Consider the following 15,412-nt stretch of genomic DNA (forward strand, 5'->3'; position numbering starts at 1 on the left):
TGGAAACTCTGGACGGTATTTTGCTGTCCGGAACAACGCCTCGGCATAGGCATTATCATCGGATACACGCGGACGCGAGTACGAGGGCTTGATACCAAGCCACAGGAGCATAGCGAGGACTGTGGTGCCCTTCAAGGTAGAACCGTTGTCACCGTGCAAGACAGGTTTCATCTCTTCACTGTGAATCTCCTCTACCAACGCCGTGCGACGCACCAGATGCGCGGCATGATCGGAGTCGTCGGTGCCGTGAATTTCCCATCCGACGATCTTTCTGCTGTATAGGTCCAGGATGAGGTAGAGATAGAACCACACTCCAGCAACGACTGTCGGCAAGGGGGCCGAGGGGGACGTTGTTGAGTTGATTGAGTTCCTGACTTAAGGGCGAAAGGGCGAAAGGGGACGTTCTTTAGTTCGTTTACTTTCTCCGTCTTCAGAGCGCGAGGGGACGTAGGTCCCCTCTCCCCTCAGGGGGTGAAGCTCTGACAACTTCCCTCTTCTCCCCACTTTTGCTAACATGCCGCAGTCCTTCAAGAACCAACCTGGCATTGCCCTGCATTGTGCTTACCATCGAGACGCTTCATGGCCTTTTCATCAATCCAGTCCGCATCCCACTTGCTTCCCGTGTTTAAGCTTTTCCTGCTTCCTGTGGGCGGCGGAATACCCGCCGGCGTTCTGCTGGCCCGCACCCAAGGCCTGGCTTGGCCCGTCACCGCAGGGCTCTACCTGGTTTCGGATGTGGTCCTTGCCCTCATGTTTGAACCGGTTCTACGTCTTTTCGCCGCAGTGATAGGGAATATCCCTTTCCTAGCGCGTTTTAGCGCGGCATTAAAGGCTGCCACGGCGCGCAGCGTGGCGCATGTCAGCGGCACCAGCACCGGCCCCCTTGCGCTCGTCATGATAGCCTTCGGCGTAGATCCGATGACAGGACGCGCCACTGCGCTTGCCTCTGGCCACGGATTCCTCGCCGGCTGGGCCTTCGCAATCGCAGGAGATATGCTCTATTTCGCGGTGATCGCCCTCACCACCTTGCGCCTCAACTCCTACTTCAAAGACCCGAACACCACAATGCTGATCGTCTTGGCCGCGATGTTCCTCGTGCCTGTGCTGGTTCGCAAGTTACGGGACCACCGAGAGAGATGGCGTGCTGGGTCTTGAATTATAACCGCTGCCGTGTTTCGCTTTTTACCTCTACTTCAGAATTCCGGGGACATAATACCTATGAATTTCCGGGGACATAATACAGTTAATTCTGCAACACATGAGATGCAGAAGAAGGATCTTGATCCCACAGGTGGATGCAGAGGTCGCGAGGTGAGATCGGGGGGAGGCGTGCCAGGTTAAATTGCGCGGAGGCGGACCGGGTCTTGAATTGTAAGGTTTCTGCCTATGGAAAAGCGATTTTTCAAGACCCGGCACATTAATACAGCACAGCAATACGCGGTTAGACCCATCTCCGCTTCGCTCCGCGGGTCAGCCTTGCACCGTTGGCTGGTGGAAATGGGAAAGGTCGAAACCTTGGCACGCGAATCAAATCTGATGGAAGGACGGAATGATGCAGATTAGGTGACCTTTGGACGAGGAGAACCGATCGCCTGAAGGATGAACCGGGCGCTCCGCAGGTCATGCCAGGACAATGTTTTAGCGGAAATCAAGCTCGCTTGAGGGGGTGGCCTGACATCCAATCATGGAGAGCTGCATCGATACGCGACTGCCATCCGGCACCAGTTGACTTGAAATATTCAACAACGTCCGGAGAAAGACGGATGGCGACAGGAACCTTGGTCACCTCGGCTTTCGGACGACCAGGTTTTCGGACTACTTTAGCACCAGAAAAAAACGCCGACACCTGTGCTTGGTCGTTGGGATCGTACAGATCCGTGTCAGGATCGTATGCTATTGGAGAATCGGAAGCAGCATCTTTCTGGACTCTTTCCCAATCACTCTTCGAAATCTTTTTCGAGCCAGGCATGGTACGCATCCCTTTCATATTTGTGAGCTCTGCGAAAACTGATTATGCGTGATTTATGTCCTGGTAGCCAAATAACCGTCAGAACAGTAAGCGCTTCGGCGACATACGCAAATGCCTGGCGCCTGGCCTCGCCGTTGCGGACAACCTCGAACACCAAACGGTAACGATTTGAAAGGACGAGCCCAGCGTCTGCAAAATCGAGCTGGTGCTTTTCGAGGTTCTTCATTCTCTTGGCTTCGTCCCAGGTCATGTTTATTGTATATACAAGAATAGCCAACTGTCAACGAAAACGGTAAACCCCAAGACGGCTGAGGTGGACGGCGGAGGTGTCAGGTCTGGACCTGGACAGAAGTGAATGGGGCTGAGGTGTCAGGGCTGGAACTATGCACGGGCTGACCCAGGTCTACTAAGCATGCCAAGGTTTGAAGCATCTACAAAAAGAACAAGGCCGGAGACGTCGTCTGCCGGCCTTGTTCTTCAAACTATGAGGCTTGATCTAGTTATTTGCCTTCAGCAGAGCCGCAATGAAGGTCTTGTCGGCAAACATCTTCTGCATACCTTCGTTAAGCGCCTTCTCCAGCGCAAGCTCGGCATTCTCGCCGGTCATCAGCTGTATGTTGCGCTCGATTCCCTCCGCAACGAACTGATGGGAGTACAGTAAGTCGCCCTTCTTGTTCTTTATGGTGACCCCCATGTTCAGCTCCGCAACGGCGTCCCCCGCAAAGAATCCTACCTTGAAGTCGTTGTAGTACTTGACCAGATCGGCATCGATAGTGACGAGTGAGTTCTCACGGCCAAGTCCGAAACCGCGGGCTTTCAGCTCGCACTCGATGGCCTTCTGGAAGGTGACCGCTACATTCTCGGCGGGCACGATCTGCGCCATTTCCATGCCGAACCCGTTCTTCTTGCTGCTCACCTTGACCTTCTCGTTGCGACTGTCACTCACTTGCACGTTGCAGATTACAGACTTGGCGTTCTCTACAGCAGTGACGCCGCTCTGCGGGGCGTAAAGCTTCGGTTAACAACGCTTTCGCGTTGAGGGTGTTCTCATGGGCCAGCAGTTCTCACAATGCCTGATGTAGACACAAAGTCTTTCATCCCGCTGTTGTTAAACAATGCAACGTATACGGCAAAGCTATGCCTCTATATCAATATCGGAAAATTTTGTCTATGAATAAGAGATTTTTCTTCAGAGAAAATCCTTCTGCGGAAGGTCCGTAGGCAAATACTAAAAATCCATTGCAAAGTTAAAGGATTCGGTCTACGTTTGCCCCATCTAACTCTTACCGGAGCCCCTTTTATGAAAAAACTCGGTTTCGACGATCTCTCCTCCCTTAGCACCCAAGCACAACAATCCCCACGCAAGCGGATGAATCACAATCTTCATTCCGAATTGTCCGACCCCATCCAGCGCTTGGTGATTGCAATGGAACCTGATACCTATATTCGCCCCCATCACCATCGGCACACATGGGAGCTTCTGACCCCACTACGTGGCCGTTTCGTGGTCTTGACCTTCGATGACGACGGTGTGGTCATCGGACGTGCAGTGCTGGGTGAAGACGTTTCGATTGCTGAAACTCCAGTCGCAGGCTGGCATGCGGTACTTTCTCTTGATACCGGTGGTGTCATCTTTGAAGTCAAACACGGCCCTTATGCTCCTTTCAAAGAAGAAGATTTCGCCCCTTGGTCGCCTTCTGCCGTAGACGATAAGCATAAGGAACTTATGCGTTGGTTCCGTGATGCCGAAGTTGGACAACGTTGGCCTGGTTGCTGACAGAAGATGAGCGGTCATGTGATCACTCGGCGTAAGAGGGACGCTGGTCAGTTCGTCTAGTTATTTAGGATTCGAAATGAGGAACTCAACTGACCAACGTCCCGTCCCCCTCGCCTCCCGAATGCTTTACTTTGATTTCCTACCCGAGACAATCGGGACCGCACCGACAAGTTTGAGCGATTTGTCCAATACTTCACTCGCATTATCGGCTTCACTCCTGCCGACACTGGCGGCAAGAACGGTTATCAGACCGCGCATCTGCAACTCGGACAAACCGGTATTAAAACCGACGCTGAAATGGGCCTGCAGTTGGGGATTAACCCCCTTCATAGAGGCCAGAGCGGAAATGGTGGCAATCTCCCTGCTCTGGAAGTCCAGATTGTCGCGTCCGAAGATGTCGCCGAACAAGTGGCCTTTCAAAAACGCGTCGATGGCGGGAGCGAAAGCATAGATCGGCCCAGTGACCGGCTTGCCTACCAATCGCGTCTGAATTTCGGTGCCAAGCTCGATGCTGCTTTTACCAGCAGGCATTTTGCCGGGTTCCTTTCCGAGTCGATCCGTGATGCCCTTCTTCTCCCGTTGTTCCACAACGTTCATAAAAGCGCCAAGTCCGTTCAGGCTGCGCGGAAACCCCGTATAGGCATAGAGTTGCACCAGGATTTCCTTGATTTCGTTCACGGTCAGCCCGGCATCCAGCCCTTTGTTCAGAGCAGTTTCGAGCTTTTCAATGTCTCCGTTGGCGGTAAAGGCGGCTATGGGGATAATGCCTTGCTGCTTTGAGCTTAAAGTTTGGTTTTTGTCCATGGGTTGTGCCTCCGCTATGGCTGCCATGATGCACATCATGGCGAACATGATTGCCAGGAACTCAATAATAAGTCTATTCATGCTTGCCACCAGGTTTTCCGTTGTATTGATCGTAGCTGACCTTTTCCAACCATTTGACATTCTTAGAGGTCCAACTTACGGGTCCCAATCCACTTCACCATATCCGGATCGCGATGATCGAAGAAGCTGCTTTCTTTCTTATCCAGCGTTGCAATGCTCCCCATATCCTCGGCAGCGAGTTCGAAGTCAAAAATGTTGAAGTTCTGAACAATCCGCTCTTTGTTCACTGATTTCGGTATGACCACGACGCCTCTTTGGGTCAGCCAGCGCAACACCACCTGAGCAACAGATTTGTCATATTTGCGGCCAATGGCAGTGAGCAGTTCATTGCTGAATAGATCATTCTTGCCCTCGGCAAAAGGTCCCCAAGATTCGATCTGAACGCCGTTTTCTTGAAGGAACCGCTGAGTCTCGATCTGTTGGCAGAAAGGGTGTGTTTCTATCTGATTGACCGCCGGCGCCACTTCGTTGTGAATCATCAGATCCATAATCCGGTCCGGATGGAAATTGCTGACGCCGATTGCTCGGACTTTGCCTTCCCGATGTAGACTTTCCATGGCCCGCCAGGAACCGAAGACATCTCCGTACGGCTGATGGATCAGATACAAATCCAGATAATCCAATTGCAGCTTAGCCAGCGATTTATCAAACGCCTTCCGGGTGCCATCGTAACCCGCATCCTGGACCCACAGCTTGGTGGTCACAAAGATTTCATGCCGGTCAATGCCACTATTCCTTATTGCGTTGCCGACAGCTATTTCATTCATGTAGGATGCCGCAGTATCAATCAATCGGTACCCCGCCTGCAGGGCATCACTGACGCTACGCTCACATTCCTTCGGATCACTGACCTGGAAGACGCCAAAACCGAGAATAGGCATCTCCACACCATTATTTAAAGTCACTTTCTGCATATTCCCCCACTCCTTTGAGAATATTTATTTTGTTCAACGACCGGTCAACTCTTCCAGTTTATCAGGGTGTCTGCACCCTTGTACGGTGATCAGATTGGCGGCGGTTTCGTCTTTCCCAATACGTGTTTTTGCATCCGTTATCCCCCTGCATCTTTTTTTGACGATCGTATCCTACATCCCGTCAAGCACTAGGCGATAGACCGATCCTCTCGGTTTATTGCCCGATCCTGCATTGCGCCAAATTATTATTGTAACGGTGCGGTACGTTGGATAGTATCGAATTTGGAGGAAGTTATGGAAATTTCGACTACCGATCAAGATATTGAGGCTAATGCCTTGGACATGGCAGTTGCTGCTCTTTGCAGTCGCATTGCCCGATATACCGAACGGGGAGAAATGCATATAACCGCAGTTCCCGGGTTGTCTCTCTTTCGTCGGGAGGAACCAAGCGGACCAACCAGCGGCATGTACGAACCGAGCATCTGCATGGCCGTGCAGTGTGCAAAGCGCGTAATTCTCGGTGATGACTCATTTGTATATGATTCACACCACTATCTGATTACGTCAGTGCATCTGCCGACGATCGTGCAGATTCTTGAAGCAAGCCCGGAAAAGCCGTACCTTGGTCTCCGTTTAAAGTTCGACCTGAAGAAAATTTCGCAACTGATGGTCGACAGCAACCTCCCTCAACCACGCCAGCAGTCGAGCCGTGGGATGGCGACCGGCGAGGTGACACAACAGATTGTCAATGCTTTTGCACGGTTAATTGATCTGCTTGACGATGAAAAGGACATTCCGATCCTCGCTCCGGTCATCCAGCGCGAGATCATCTATCGGCTGTTGGTGGGAGATCAAGGCGAGCGACTTCGTCAGATCGCAACGGCTGGGAGTCAAAGCCAGCACATTGCCAAGGCAATCGGTTGGTTGAAGAGCAATTATTCACAGGCTATCAGCATGGAGGAACTCGCTGCTCTGACAAACATGAGCGTTTCGACATTCCACCATCACTTTCGGTCACTGACAGCGTTGAGCCCGCTGCAGTTCCAGAAGCAACTCCGCCTGCAGGAAGCGAGAAGATTGATGCTGACAGAACGGATGGATGCCGCTGCCGCAGCGTTTCAGGTCGGCTACGAGAGTCCGTCACAGTTCAGTCGGGAATATAACCGCCTGTTTGGGGCGCCGCCGTTGCGGGATATCTCGAAACTGCGCGAGATGGTTGTCGCGGCATAAGAGGGCGAACGTATCAGGGCGAAGGTGGGAAGCGGGGTCCAAGCACTGGCGCCGGCGCTCGCCGAAGCCTGGGGCCGCTCTTTATCAGAGCGGGGCGGGTCGATTGAAGGGTCGTCCAGTGAAAAGGGTATAAGGACGAAAGGAGGAAGAGACATGAAGGAGTTGCAAGTCGGTTTGAAACATACGTTCAGCTACCTGGTGCCCAAGGAGCGGACGGTGCCATTTCTGTACCCGGAGTCGTCGTACTTCCAAGTGATGCCGGAGGTATTCGCCACAGGCTACATGGTGGGATTCATGGAATGGGCCTGCATGGACGCTCTAGCTCCATACCTGGATGAGGGTGAACGGACTGTGGGGACCATGATCAACGTCACCCATGAGGCCGCCACTCCGGCGGGTATGGAGGTGACGGCCACTGTAACGCTTGTGGAGGTCGACGGCAAGCGCACCGTCTGGGAGATCGAGGCCCGCGACGAGGTGGAGGTGATTGGCCGGGGTCGCCATGAACGCTTCGTGATCGACTACGAAAAATTCAGCAAGAGGGTGGCCGCGAAAGGAAACAAATAACACCGCCGGGGAACGGCTTTTGTCGTTTCGAGGAGGAATTAGTATTCGGGGGGAATTCAGCCGTGCGTCACCGAAATGCCACCAGCGAGGATGGAGCCGTTGTTGACGTGGACAACTAAACGCCTTACAATCGCAATTAGTAATGTTAACTAGATTTGTAAGGAGTGACGCCTTGACGATTACCGCGAAAATTACCTCAAAAGGCCAGATAACCATCCCCCGAGCCGCGAGGATGGCGCTCAAGACAAACACTGTTGAGGTGGAAATCCAGGGGGACTCGGTCATACTGCGACCAGTAAGGAGTGTGGCCGGCGCCCTTGCCGATTACGGCAAAGGGAAAGAGGACTTCGCTGCAGTGCGGGCAAGCGTGTGGAAGGAGGTGTCGGATGAGAAAGCCGGCAGCACTCCCTGATACAAATTTCATCCTTCGTTACCTATTACGGGATATCGAGGATCAGTACCAGGAGACGGAAGCATTTTTCGAAGATGTCCGCTCCGGCAAGACTACCGCGCTGGTTTATCAAGCAGTTCTGGTTGAATGTCTTTACATCCTAACCAAGCATTACCAAGTTCCTCGCGCCGCGGCCTCTTCCAATCTGACCGCGCTCCTTCAATACAAGGGAATCGCTAACCCGGACAAAGCCGTGTTGGTCAGATCCCTCGCACTGTTTGCTGAAACACCACTCGATCCCGTCGACTGCATCCTCGCCGCTCAATCGGCATTGGCTCGGCATTCCGTGATGACCTTCGACAAGGCGCTGCAGAAGATCCTTAAGCAGACGGCTGCGGCCTAGATGCCATCGATGGGATGGGCAGGTGTATCCAACAACAACTGGTAGAATGCCAAGTCGAGCCACCGGCCGAATTTGAACCCCACCTGCGGTAGCGTACCTACGTGCTTGAAGCCAAGTCGCTCATGCAGCGCGATACTGCCGGTGTTCGCGGCATCGATCGCACCTACCACCGCATGCACATCGTTCTCCCTTGCCACCGCTAGCAATTCCCGCATCACAGCCTGCCCGAGCCCATGACCGCGATGATCCTTGTGCACATATACAGAGTGCTCCACGGTGTACTTGTAGGCAGGCCAGCCTCGAAACGTGCCATAACTCCCAAAGCCCAGTAGCACCCCATTGCTGTCCTCGATGCCGATCACGGGAAACCCGCCGGCCCGCTTGGCGGCGAACCAATCGACCATGGTCTGCAGCGTCCGGGGCTTGTAGTCATAGAGCGCGGTCGAGTGCAGGATCGCATCGTTGAAAATTTCCAGAATCGCATCCGCATGTCGCTCGAAGTTGCAGCGCACGATAGAGTGTTCATGTTCGCTCATCACGGTTTCCTCGCTATTTCCCACTTCGAGCCATTCTGCTCGGCGTGTGATACTCATTGTGGTACCTCAGCACCTTCTGTTTCTAACCATATACCCGAATCTCCTGTCTTGGTCACCTTGAAAAGGTGGTAGCGGCTTTTGTCATTTAAAAGCTGAGTGGTTTTAGTTGGAAAAAATGGCGGATTTAGTATTATGTCTACGGAATTCTAAATCAGTGTCAGGTCCGCGGAATGCTAATGTCCCCCGAACTGTATGAAGGTGGGTATTATGGGAATCTTGTTCCAAGTTGAACTGAGCTTCATGCCGATTCCAGACATTTTGCAGTGGATCGACATGAACCGTCTCACTTGCGTGGTTGCCATTACTCGCGAGAGCGACAGCGGCATAACGTTTTACCTTGAGAACGGAAAGCTGGTACTCGCCGGGTCCCAGAAAAAGGGGCTTCAGTTCGGCCAGTTCCTCGCCGCCTCAGGCGTGCTGCCCGAAGTGCAGGTATTCCAAGCGCTAACGGAAAGCAAGAGCAAAGGCATTTCCCTCACCAGATACCTTGTTGAGACTTCCCTCGTATCTTCCAATGTCCTCGCCGATATCATGTCCGACCTGGTCGAGAAACTCCTCCTCGACTGCTCTCCAACAACGCCGGTTCAGTCACCATCACTACGCCGCTTCCCGAAATTCTTGCCGGTGGGCCGATTTCCCTGGAAACAGGGAGGGTCATCTTCAACGCAGTCAGGATCTACGACGAACAGAACAGGGACTCGCAGCAGCGGGATGAGGCGATCGAGGCCATCAACAAGCGGCTTTACAATGAGGATTTCCAGCTCCCGGTTCTCCCTGGCATGCTGATGCAGCTGATTTCGCTGATGGAAGATGAGAGGACCACGGTACAGGAGATGGTCAAACTGATCATGACGGATCAGGTCCTGATCTCCCGCATCCTCAAGGTTGCCAACTCGGCTTTTTACTCAGCGTCGGGGCAGGTGGACTCGATTCACTACGCCATTGTCCGGCTTGGGATGCGTGAGGTGCTGAATATCGTGACCGGTATTCAGGTGCTCTCGATGCAGAACCGCGATATTCCCCAGGAGAAGTTCCAGGCGATCCTCGATGGCGCGTTGAAGACGGCTTTTCTCGCCAGCGGTCTGGCGAGGCAGCTGAGAGAGGATCCGGAAGAGGCGTTTCTTGGCGGGTTGCTACTTGATCTCGGCAAGACCGTGATACTGAGTGTGGCGAAGGATTTCGAGATAGACGAGTCGCTTTTCGATGAGCTCATGCATTCCCGGCATGCTGAAATCGGGGCGATGATAGCCAGAAAGTGGAATTACCCCGAGTCGATCCAGAATCTGATCCGCTACCATCACAACCGCAACTTCGGCGACATCGTCAACAAGATGATCGCGCTTCTCCAGATAGCGGATCAGGCAGTGCGGTCCCCGTCCGGAAAGGAGATAGATCCCGATCTGCTCGGTTCTCTCGGCCTCCCACTGGAAGCGGTTATGGAGGTCCATTCGAAGGCAATGGATTCCTTCAACCAGATAAAGTCCATGTAAAGGGATTTGGCCTCAAGGCAGTGAACGAAACGGAGAGGATTAGAGCGTAGAAGTGAAAAGCCCCCCTGGTTGTCGCCAGGGGGGCTTTTTTGTTAGGGGTTAAGAGGGATGGGGTTGGACCAGGGGCCGGCCGTCTCTCCGCGCTTCCCCCTGATCCTGAGCCAGTTGAGTTTCGTGCGGTCCACTCCGATGATCGGTATTTTCAGGCATTTGGTCGACCATACCACCAGCCTCCAGTTTTCTTCCAAGCTGGGATCACCGTCGCAGGCCCAAATTTCATATCCCCTTGCACCCATTATCTTGGCGACTGACGCTGCGGGATGACCCTTCGGGTCGAAACTAACCCTGAAATCCTTAGCACGCTCCAGGGTGGCGGAAACGGTTGCTCTTTCGGCTGAGGGATTGAGACCGAACGCCTCCTGCAACGAGGGATCTTTCGCCGTGACCACCTTTGCCAAACCAAGAAGAAGGGAGAGGTTTTGGTCAATCAACTGGCGATCCTCCTCGCAGGCCTTGATCTTTTCGGGGTCTCCTCTCAAGTAGCCAGCAAAGTTGGTCGCGTAGCGTTCATGCAACTCGCTATAAAACGCAGGCGTGGGGATGAGCGATAACAAGCGGTTGAACATCTCCGTGTTAAAGGTCGCATTCATCGCTGCGGATTTAGACAACAATTCAGGAAGGCTCAATTTGGTCGTGGGCATCTGCAACCTCCAGATGAATTTTTTTTAACGTACCGAAATAGTAGCCGGGCTTTCGGCGATGTCAAAAAAAAATATCGAGACCGGATAAAACACGATCAAAGTTGCTCCGCTTGCGCGCACACTCTGCTGGCAAAGTGGTCCTACTCTTCCGGTGGCCTGACCGCCTTGAAACTCCGGTACAAAGATAAATCGTAAATTATCTTGAGACCGCCAGCGAGAAAAAAAGGGATGTTCCAGAGGGCGGCATTGGCCAGAAACATCCCGGTGAACATAGGCGACAACGCGGCCCCAGTGGTCCGGGCTACGCCTGTGATCCCGGCGGCAGCCGAAAGTTCGTCCGGGCTCACCACGGCCATCGTGTACGACTGCCGGGTCGGCACATCCATCTGCGAAATGCTGAACCTAAGCAGCAACACGGCGATGGCCAAAGGGAGGTTCGGCATCAGCGGCACCAATATCAGCAGGACGTTAGAGGGAAGGTGCGTGAACACCATGGTCCTGATCAGCCCGATCCTGGCGGCAACTCGCGCCGCAGCCAGGGCGGAGACGGCCGCAAGAATGTTGGCCACGAAGAAGATGGCCCCGAGCAGCCCCGGGCTTACGCCGAAGCGGAGGTAGAACCAATAGGCCATGATGCTCTGAGGGATGAAGCCGCCGCCAAAGGCGTCGAGGGCAAAGAGCGCCGACATTTTGAGAACCAGGCGATAAGAGCGGTGCAGACCGAATCGCGCCGCAAAGAATGAAGGGGCTGTTGTCCCGGGGGTTCTGCTGTTCCTTGGCGCTTCCGCGGCCGGGGTCATCCTTCTGAACAAGACCCAGAGCACCGTCCCCACTGCGGCATAAACGACGAGAAGCACGCGGTAGCTGTCCACAGCGGCCCATCCGGCATTGATGAGTCCTTGCGCCAGACCTCCGCCAAAAACGGCCCCGACCGCGGAAGCGATGGAGCCGGCGAGATTGTACCAGGCGAAGACCTCGGTCCGAACCTCCTTCGAGACCAATTGGGTGAGCGATGCCTGCTCGATGGGCAGGAAGGGCCCCACCTCGTTCCCGCTCGGGCTTATGACACCGATTGTCGCGGCTAGCAGCAGCAACAGGAAATTCGTCGTCACCGCAAAGAGGAGACCGGCAAACAGCATCAAGCCTGCACCCACGACGAGCATGCGCTTTCTGCCGAAGCGATCGGCGATCCTGGTCAGCCAGAGCGAGATCACGGTATCGCCAACCAGAGTCAGGGTCAGCAGGAGGCCGATTCTCTTTGCCGAGATCCCGATGTGGTCAAGGTAGAGAACCAAAACAACCGCCAAAAACCCGTAGGCAAACATGCGCGCCATCCGGGTGACGAAGAGCAGTCTCCCATCCGGCGGCAATGACCGCAGGACCCGTAACCTCTCCATATCAGGCCTCGAAGGCTCGGGCACGTCTAATCCGCTGCATCGAACCCTCCTTGTGTCCCATCTACTGTGCCGTCGCCTTCACGTCGTCGAAGCAGGTCACCGAATCCGCCTTGGTCCAGAGCCCGATCTTGCCGGCTTTGAAGGTATCGTCACGAGTCTCCACTACCAGCTTGCCGTTCAGGTAACCCCGGATGTCGTTCCCTTTTGCTTCCACGCGTAATTCCTGCCATTTCCCCGATACCACCTTGGCCGACCCTTCATTGAGAGTATGGCGCGATCCGGCCACGTACTTGTAGATGTTCACGTTGTCCTCCAACGCATTGGCGCGGAGGATGTAGAAATTGTCTTCATCCTGGATGCGGAAAATGATCCCGGCAGCGCGGTCCCCGCTGCCGGAGACGGGCTTGAACCGGGTCGAGACGGTAAAGTCGGCGAAGATCTTGTCGCTCAATGCGATGGCTGGAAACGATGCCGACGCGGTTTGGCAAAGGGCTTGCGGCGAACTCGGCGCATCGCCTTCGGCTTTCACCGACCAGGTGCCGCTGAAGGGATATGCCCCAGCCGGGACACTCCCCGCCTTTTCCTTGTCGAAAGACCATTGCGCGTTCTGGCCGGGCGCCACCCCCCGGGCTTTGGGTTGAGATTCATCAGCGGCATCCGAACTTATGCATATTCCAAGTACGAATGCCGCCACGGTGATTCCTATCCCTACGAATGCTCGTTTCATGACCTTACTCCTTTGCTGCCATATTTTCCGGATGATGCTGAAATTATAACAGTCTCCAGTGTCCCCGTCCCCCCCTGCATCTTCCCAACCCCGGAAATGACGTATTTTTTGCGAATATGTCATTTTTGAATCCAAAAGTGACGCATTTGAAAAAAATATGTCATTTTTGAATCAGAATATGACGGATTTGAATTCAAATATGACACATTTGAAAAAAATATGACGTTTCCGCTCCGAATAAGGCTTTTCCCTTGGCCTGTCAAATCCTTCGTGTAAATGGTCAGTGTTACCGGTCCGCAAGAAAATGATCTCCACCCGGCGGTGCGGCATCCGGCCGGCAAAACTGCTGCAGCTAGGCCAGGTTGCGGGTACAGACTGATGGGAGATTTCGCCGGGCGGGAAGGAAAATTTAGAAAATTTTGTTGACAATTCCTCATCCACAGGTATTATCCCCGCAACTTAAACTTAGATAGACGACAATACTCAACCATCCGCGAGGATGGGGCGGAAAGCCTATAGGGTCTCACCGAGACAGCCGGGTTGCCGAAATATCACAGATATTCGGCCCCGGCTTTTTTTGTGTCCATTGATCAAGTGGGGGGCAAGTCGCAGGAGGCGCCTTGAAGGGCGCGGGCATGATGTAAAAACAGTGGTGGTACACGATAATACTCAACCATCCGCGAGGATGGGGCGGAAAGCCTATTGGGTCTCTCTGAGACAGCCGGGTTGCCGAAATATCACACGATATCGGCTCCCGGCTTTTTTTGTGCCCCGAATCCCGGACCGTTCAACGGGGAATCAGGAGAATTTCCGGGAGCGTCGCTCTCGGTCCCCCCCTTCAGTTCCATATGTTGCAGCTTCACCCACCCCCCGTCCCCCTCCCGTCAAGGGAGGGGAGGATACGAAGTGGGCCGCCGCCAAAGAGCAAACCCGGTAAGGGTTCCCGAACCCCTTAACCGCCTGTGAGGAAAGGGCAGTTCCAGCATGCATCGAATTTTAGATCCGCCAATCATAGAAAAAGCTCTTCGTCTTCTGTTCCTCTGCGCTCTCGTCCTGTTTCTCAACGGATGTGTCGCCATGCAGAGGGCTCCCGAGCAATCGTTGCTACCGCCGGTTCCCATGCAAAAGGAGATCGAGCGGAACGTCTTCCCGGTAGCCGGAGGTGAGGACCTGATCGGCACCTTGGCAGTGGTGAGGCTTGAAAAGGGGGACACCCTGCCCGACATCGCCAGACACTTCAGCCTTGGGATCAACGCAATCAGCGCTGCCAACCCAGGTGTCGATGTATGGGTCCCTGAACCGGGAAAGGAGGTCATCCTCCCTTTGAGTTTCATCCTCCCGGATGCTCCCCGTAAAGGCATCGTGATCAACTTGGCCACCATGCGGCTTTTCCGTTTCAAGGAAGATGGTAAAGCGCAAGTGGTGTCGACCTACCCTGTCGGTGTCGGCACCGCGGAGCGCCCGACGCCTACAGGCAAAATGCGCATTGAACGCAAGACTGCCCTGCCCACTTGGCACGTACCCGCTTCAATTGCCGAGGATCATAGAAAAAAAGGAGATCTTCTCCCCGCGAAGGTTCCGCCGGGACCTGAGAACCCTTTGGGTGAGCGCGCACTATACCTGAGCAAAGCGGGATATCTGATTCATGGCACCAACAAGCCGGCCAGCATAGGTCTTAAGGCAACAAACGGGTGCCTGCGGCTCTACCCCGAGAATGTGATGACGCTTTACGAGGAGACGCCGGTCAATACCCCGGTGCTCATCGTCAACCAGCCATATCTCGTGGGGCAGCGTGATGGTGTCCTTTACCTTGAGGCTCATGCGCCCCTGGAAAGCTCTGGTGTTCCGGAGTTGGAGAAGGTGACGGCACAACTGAGAAAGTTGGAAAAGAAATACGGACGCTCACTTGACTGGGAAAAAATCCGTAAAGTGCAAACCGAGGCCAGAGGTGTCCCTGTCCCCATCTTGGCCTTTGGTCCGGATAGGGCAAAAGATAGCCTGAAGACCGTTAACGTCGAGCGCCCGCTACAAATGTTCGGCGCGCCTGAGGTACCCGAGCTCAAACGGGATGCCTGGTATGTTTTGGCTGCCAATGTGGGCGGGGAGATCGAGGCTCGGAGGCTAGCAGCCATTATCAACCACCAGGGGCCGCCCATCCCGGCACGGGTGCTGCCGCAAAGCAGCAATAGCTACCATGTCATCGCCGGTCCTTTCGATAACGCCGGCTTGGCCAAAGAGGCGGTCAGGCGGCTGAAGCTCGACCTGGAACTCGACGGCATAGTGATAGACCCGGTCAAGAAGATATAGGTGTTCCTGTCTGCGCCATGTGCAGGGGGGATGTTGTGAACTTCACGCCAATGCGTGA

Annotated in this window: 17 protein-coding genes, 2 pseudogenes and 2 riboswitches; of the genes and pseudogenes, 9 read left to right on the forward strand and 10 right to left on the reverse strand. The window is 54.2% G+C overall.

The features are described 5' to 3' along the window. Window positions 1–333, reverse strand: a pseudogene (locus K419_RS0108620) (DDE-type integrase/transposase/recombinase); the annotation flags it as partial. 246 nt (window positions 334–579) lie between these two features. Between K419_RS0108620 and K419_RS0108625 the strand changes: the two are divergent. Next, window positions 580–1,155: a hypothetical protein gene (locus K419_RS0108625; protein WP_012532404.1), complete on the forward strand. Its 576-nt coding sequence runs from the start codon at window positions 580–582 to the stop codon at window positions 1,153–1,155. Between the two features lie 493 nt (window positions 1,156–1,648). On the opposite strand, the gene K419_RS23085 is transcribed toward K419_RS0108625, so the two are convergent. The 3 genes and pseudogenes from K419_RS23085 to K419_RS21825 form a co-directional block, all read right to left on the reverse strand. After that, a complete protein-coding gene (locus K419_RS23085) occupies window positions 1,649–1,969 on the reverse strand; it encodes a BrnA antitoxin family protein (RefSeq protein ID WP_084154163.1) in 321 nt (106 codons plus the stop codon). Beyond that, entirely contained in the window at window positions 1,938–2,219 is a 282-nt protein-coding gene (locus K419_RS0108630; protein ID WP_035497073.1) for a BrnT family toxin, read from the reverse strand. Before K419_RS0108630 ends, K419_RS23085 begins: the two co-directional genes overlap by 32 nt. A 246-nt stretch (window positions 2,220–2,465) precedes the next feature. Then, window positions 2,466–2,960, reverse strand: a pseudogene (locus K419_RS21825) (YajG family lipoprotein); the annotation flags it as partial. A 309-nt stretch (window positions 2,961–3,269) separates the two neighbouring features. On the opposite strand from K419_RS21825, the gene K419_RS23090 reads away from it, so the two are divergent. Next, on the forward strand, window positions 3,270–3,746 hold the full coding sequence (locus K419_RS23090; RefSeq protein WP_084154165.1) for a WbuC family cupin fold metalloprotein: 477 nt from the start codon (window positions 3,270–3,272) through the stop codon (window positions 3,744–3,746). Between the two features lie 126 nt (window positions 3,747–3,872). Here K419_RS23090 and K419_RS0108645 read toward each other — a convergent pair whose 3' ends face one another. Continuing rightward, window positions 3,873–4,631, reverse strand: a complete 759-nt coding sequence (locus tag K419_RS0108645; RefSeq protein ID WP_026841233.1) for a carboxymuconolactone decarboxylase family protein — start codon at window positions 4,629–4,631, stop codon at window positions 3,873–3,875. Between the two features lie 62 nt (window positions 4,632–4,693). After that, the gene (locus K419_RS0108650) at window positions 4,694–5,545 is read right to left on the reverse strand and encodes an aldo/keto reductase (RefSeq protein WP_026841234.1); all 852 of its coding nucleotides are present in this window, start codon (window positions 5,543–5,545) and stop codon (window positions 4,694–4,696) included. Window positions 5,546–5,839: 294 nt separating this feature from the next. Here K419_RS0108650 and K419_RS0108655 point away from each other — a divergent pair, with 294 nt between their 5' ends. The 4 genes from K419_RS0108655 to K419_RS0108670 all read left to right on the forward strand — a co-directional run bounded on the left by K419_RS0108655 (window position 5,840) and on the right by K419_RS0108670 (window position 8,136). Further along, the gene (locus tag K419_RS0108655) at window positions 5,840–6,775 is read left to right on the forward strand and encodes an AraC family transcriptional regulator (protein ID WP_026841235.1); all 936 of its coding nucleotides are present in this window, start codon (window positions 5,840–5,842) and stop codon (window positions 6,773–6,775) included. Between the two features lie 153 nt (window positions 6,776–6,928). Next, the gene (locus tag K419_RS0108660; protein ID WP_012532410.1) at window positions 6,929–7,342 is read left to right on the forward strand and encodes a thioesterase family protein; all 414 of its coding nucleotides are present in this window, start codon (window positions 6,929–6,931) and stop codon (window positions 7,340–7,342) included. 172 nt (window positions 7,343–7,514) lie between these two features. After that, window positions 7,515–7,754: an AbrB/MazE/SpoVT family DNA-binding domain-containing protein gene (locus tag K419_RS21830; RefSeq protein WP_035497076.1), complete on the forward strand. Its 240-nt coding sequence runs from the start codon at window positions 7,515–7,517 to the stop codon at window positions 7,752–7,754. Further along, window positions 7,729–8,136, forward strand: a complete 408-nt coding sequence (locus K419_RS0108670; RefSeq protein WP_026841236.1) for a PIN domain-containing protein — start codon at window positions 7,729–7,731, stop codon at window positions 8,134–8,136. The genes K419_RS21830 and K419_RS0108670 overlap by 26 nt, the downstream gene beginning before the upstream one ends. Here K419_RS0108670 and K419_RS0108675 read toward each other — a convergent pair. Then, window positions 8,133–8,672 (reverse strand): GNAT family N-acetyltransferase, encoded by a 540-nt coding sequence (locus tag K419_RS0108675; protein WP_026841237.1) that lies wholly within the window; start codon window positions 8,670–8,672, stop codon window positions 8,133–8,135. The two genes, K419_RS0108670 and K419_RS0108675, sit on opposite strands and share 4 nt — an antisense overlap. A 267-nt stretch (window positions 8,673–8,939) precedes the next feature. Here K419_RS0108675 and K419_RS24085 point away from each other — a divergent pair, with 267 nt between their 5' ends. Together K419_RS24085 and K419_RS24090 are read left to right on the forward strand one after the other, a co-directional pair. Beyond that, complete coding sequence (locus tag K419_RS24085; protein ID WP_226377656.1) at window positions 8,940–9,518, forward strand: DUF4388 domain-containing protein; 579 nt, start codon at window positions 8,940–8,942, stop codon at window positions 9,516–9,518. Beyond that, window positions 9,512–10,222, forward strand: coding sequence for an HDOD domain-containing protein (locus tag K419_RS24090; RefSeq protein WP_264175605.1), 711 nt, complete (start codon window positions 9,512–9,514; stop codon window positions 10,220–10,222). The genes K419_RS24085 and K419_RS24090 overlap by 7 nt, the downstream gene beginning before the upstream one ends. A gap of 92 nt (window positions 10,223–10,314) precedes the next feature. Here the strand turns inward: K419_RS24090 and K419_RS0108685 are convergent, their stop codons facing one another. The 3 genes from K419_RS0108685 to K419_RS21840 form a co-directional block, all read right to left on the reverse strand. Then, the gene (locus K419_RS0108685; RefSeq protein WP_026841238.1) at window positions 10,315–10,923 is read right to left on the reverse strand and encodes a hypothetical protein; all 609 of its coding nucleotides are present in this window, start codon (window positions 10,921–10,923) and stop codon (window positions 10,315–10,317) included. A 140-nt stretch (window positions 10,924–11,063) separates the two neighbouring features. Continuing rightward, window positions 11,064–12,320, reverse strand: coding sequence for an MFS transporter (locus tag K419_RS0108690; RefSeq protein ID WP_051292951.1), 1,257 nt, complete (start codon window positions 12,318–12,320; stop codon window positions 11,064–11,066). A 61-nt stretch (window positions 12,321–12,381) separates the two neighbouring features. Further along, on the reverse strand, window positions 12,382–13,047 hold the full coding sequence (locus K419_RS21840) for a family 16 glycoside hydrolase (protein WP_051292943.1): 666 nt from the start codon (window positions 13,045–13,047) through the stop codon (window positions 12,382–12,384). A gap of 471 nt (window positions 13,048–13,518) precedes the next feature. Then, window positions 13,519–13,595, forward strand: a riboswitch (cyclic di-GMP riboswitch). A gap of 109 nt (window positions 13,596–13,704) precedes the next feature. Then, window positions 13,705–13,781: riboswitch (cyclic di-GMP riboswitch) on the forward strand. 250 nt (window positions 13,782–14,031) lie between these two features. Here K419_RS21840 and K419_RS0108700 point away from each other — a divergent pair. Then, entirely contained in the window at window positions 14,032–15,354 is a 1,323-nt protein-coding gene (locus tag K419_RS0108700; RefSeq protein ID WP_026841240.1) for a L,D-transpeptidase family protein, read from the forward strand. The last annotated feature ends 58 nt before the right edge of the window (window positions 15,355–15,412 follow it).

It is taken from the genome of Citrifermentans bremense R1, from assembly GCF_000426865.1.
Taxonomy (GTDB): Bacteria; Desulfobacterota; Desulfuromonadia; order Geobacterales; family Geobacteraceae; genus Geomonas; species Geomonas bremensis.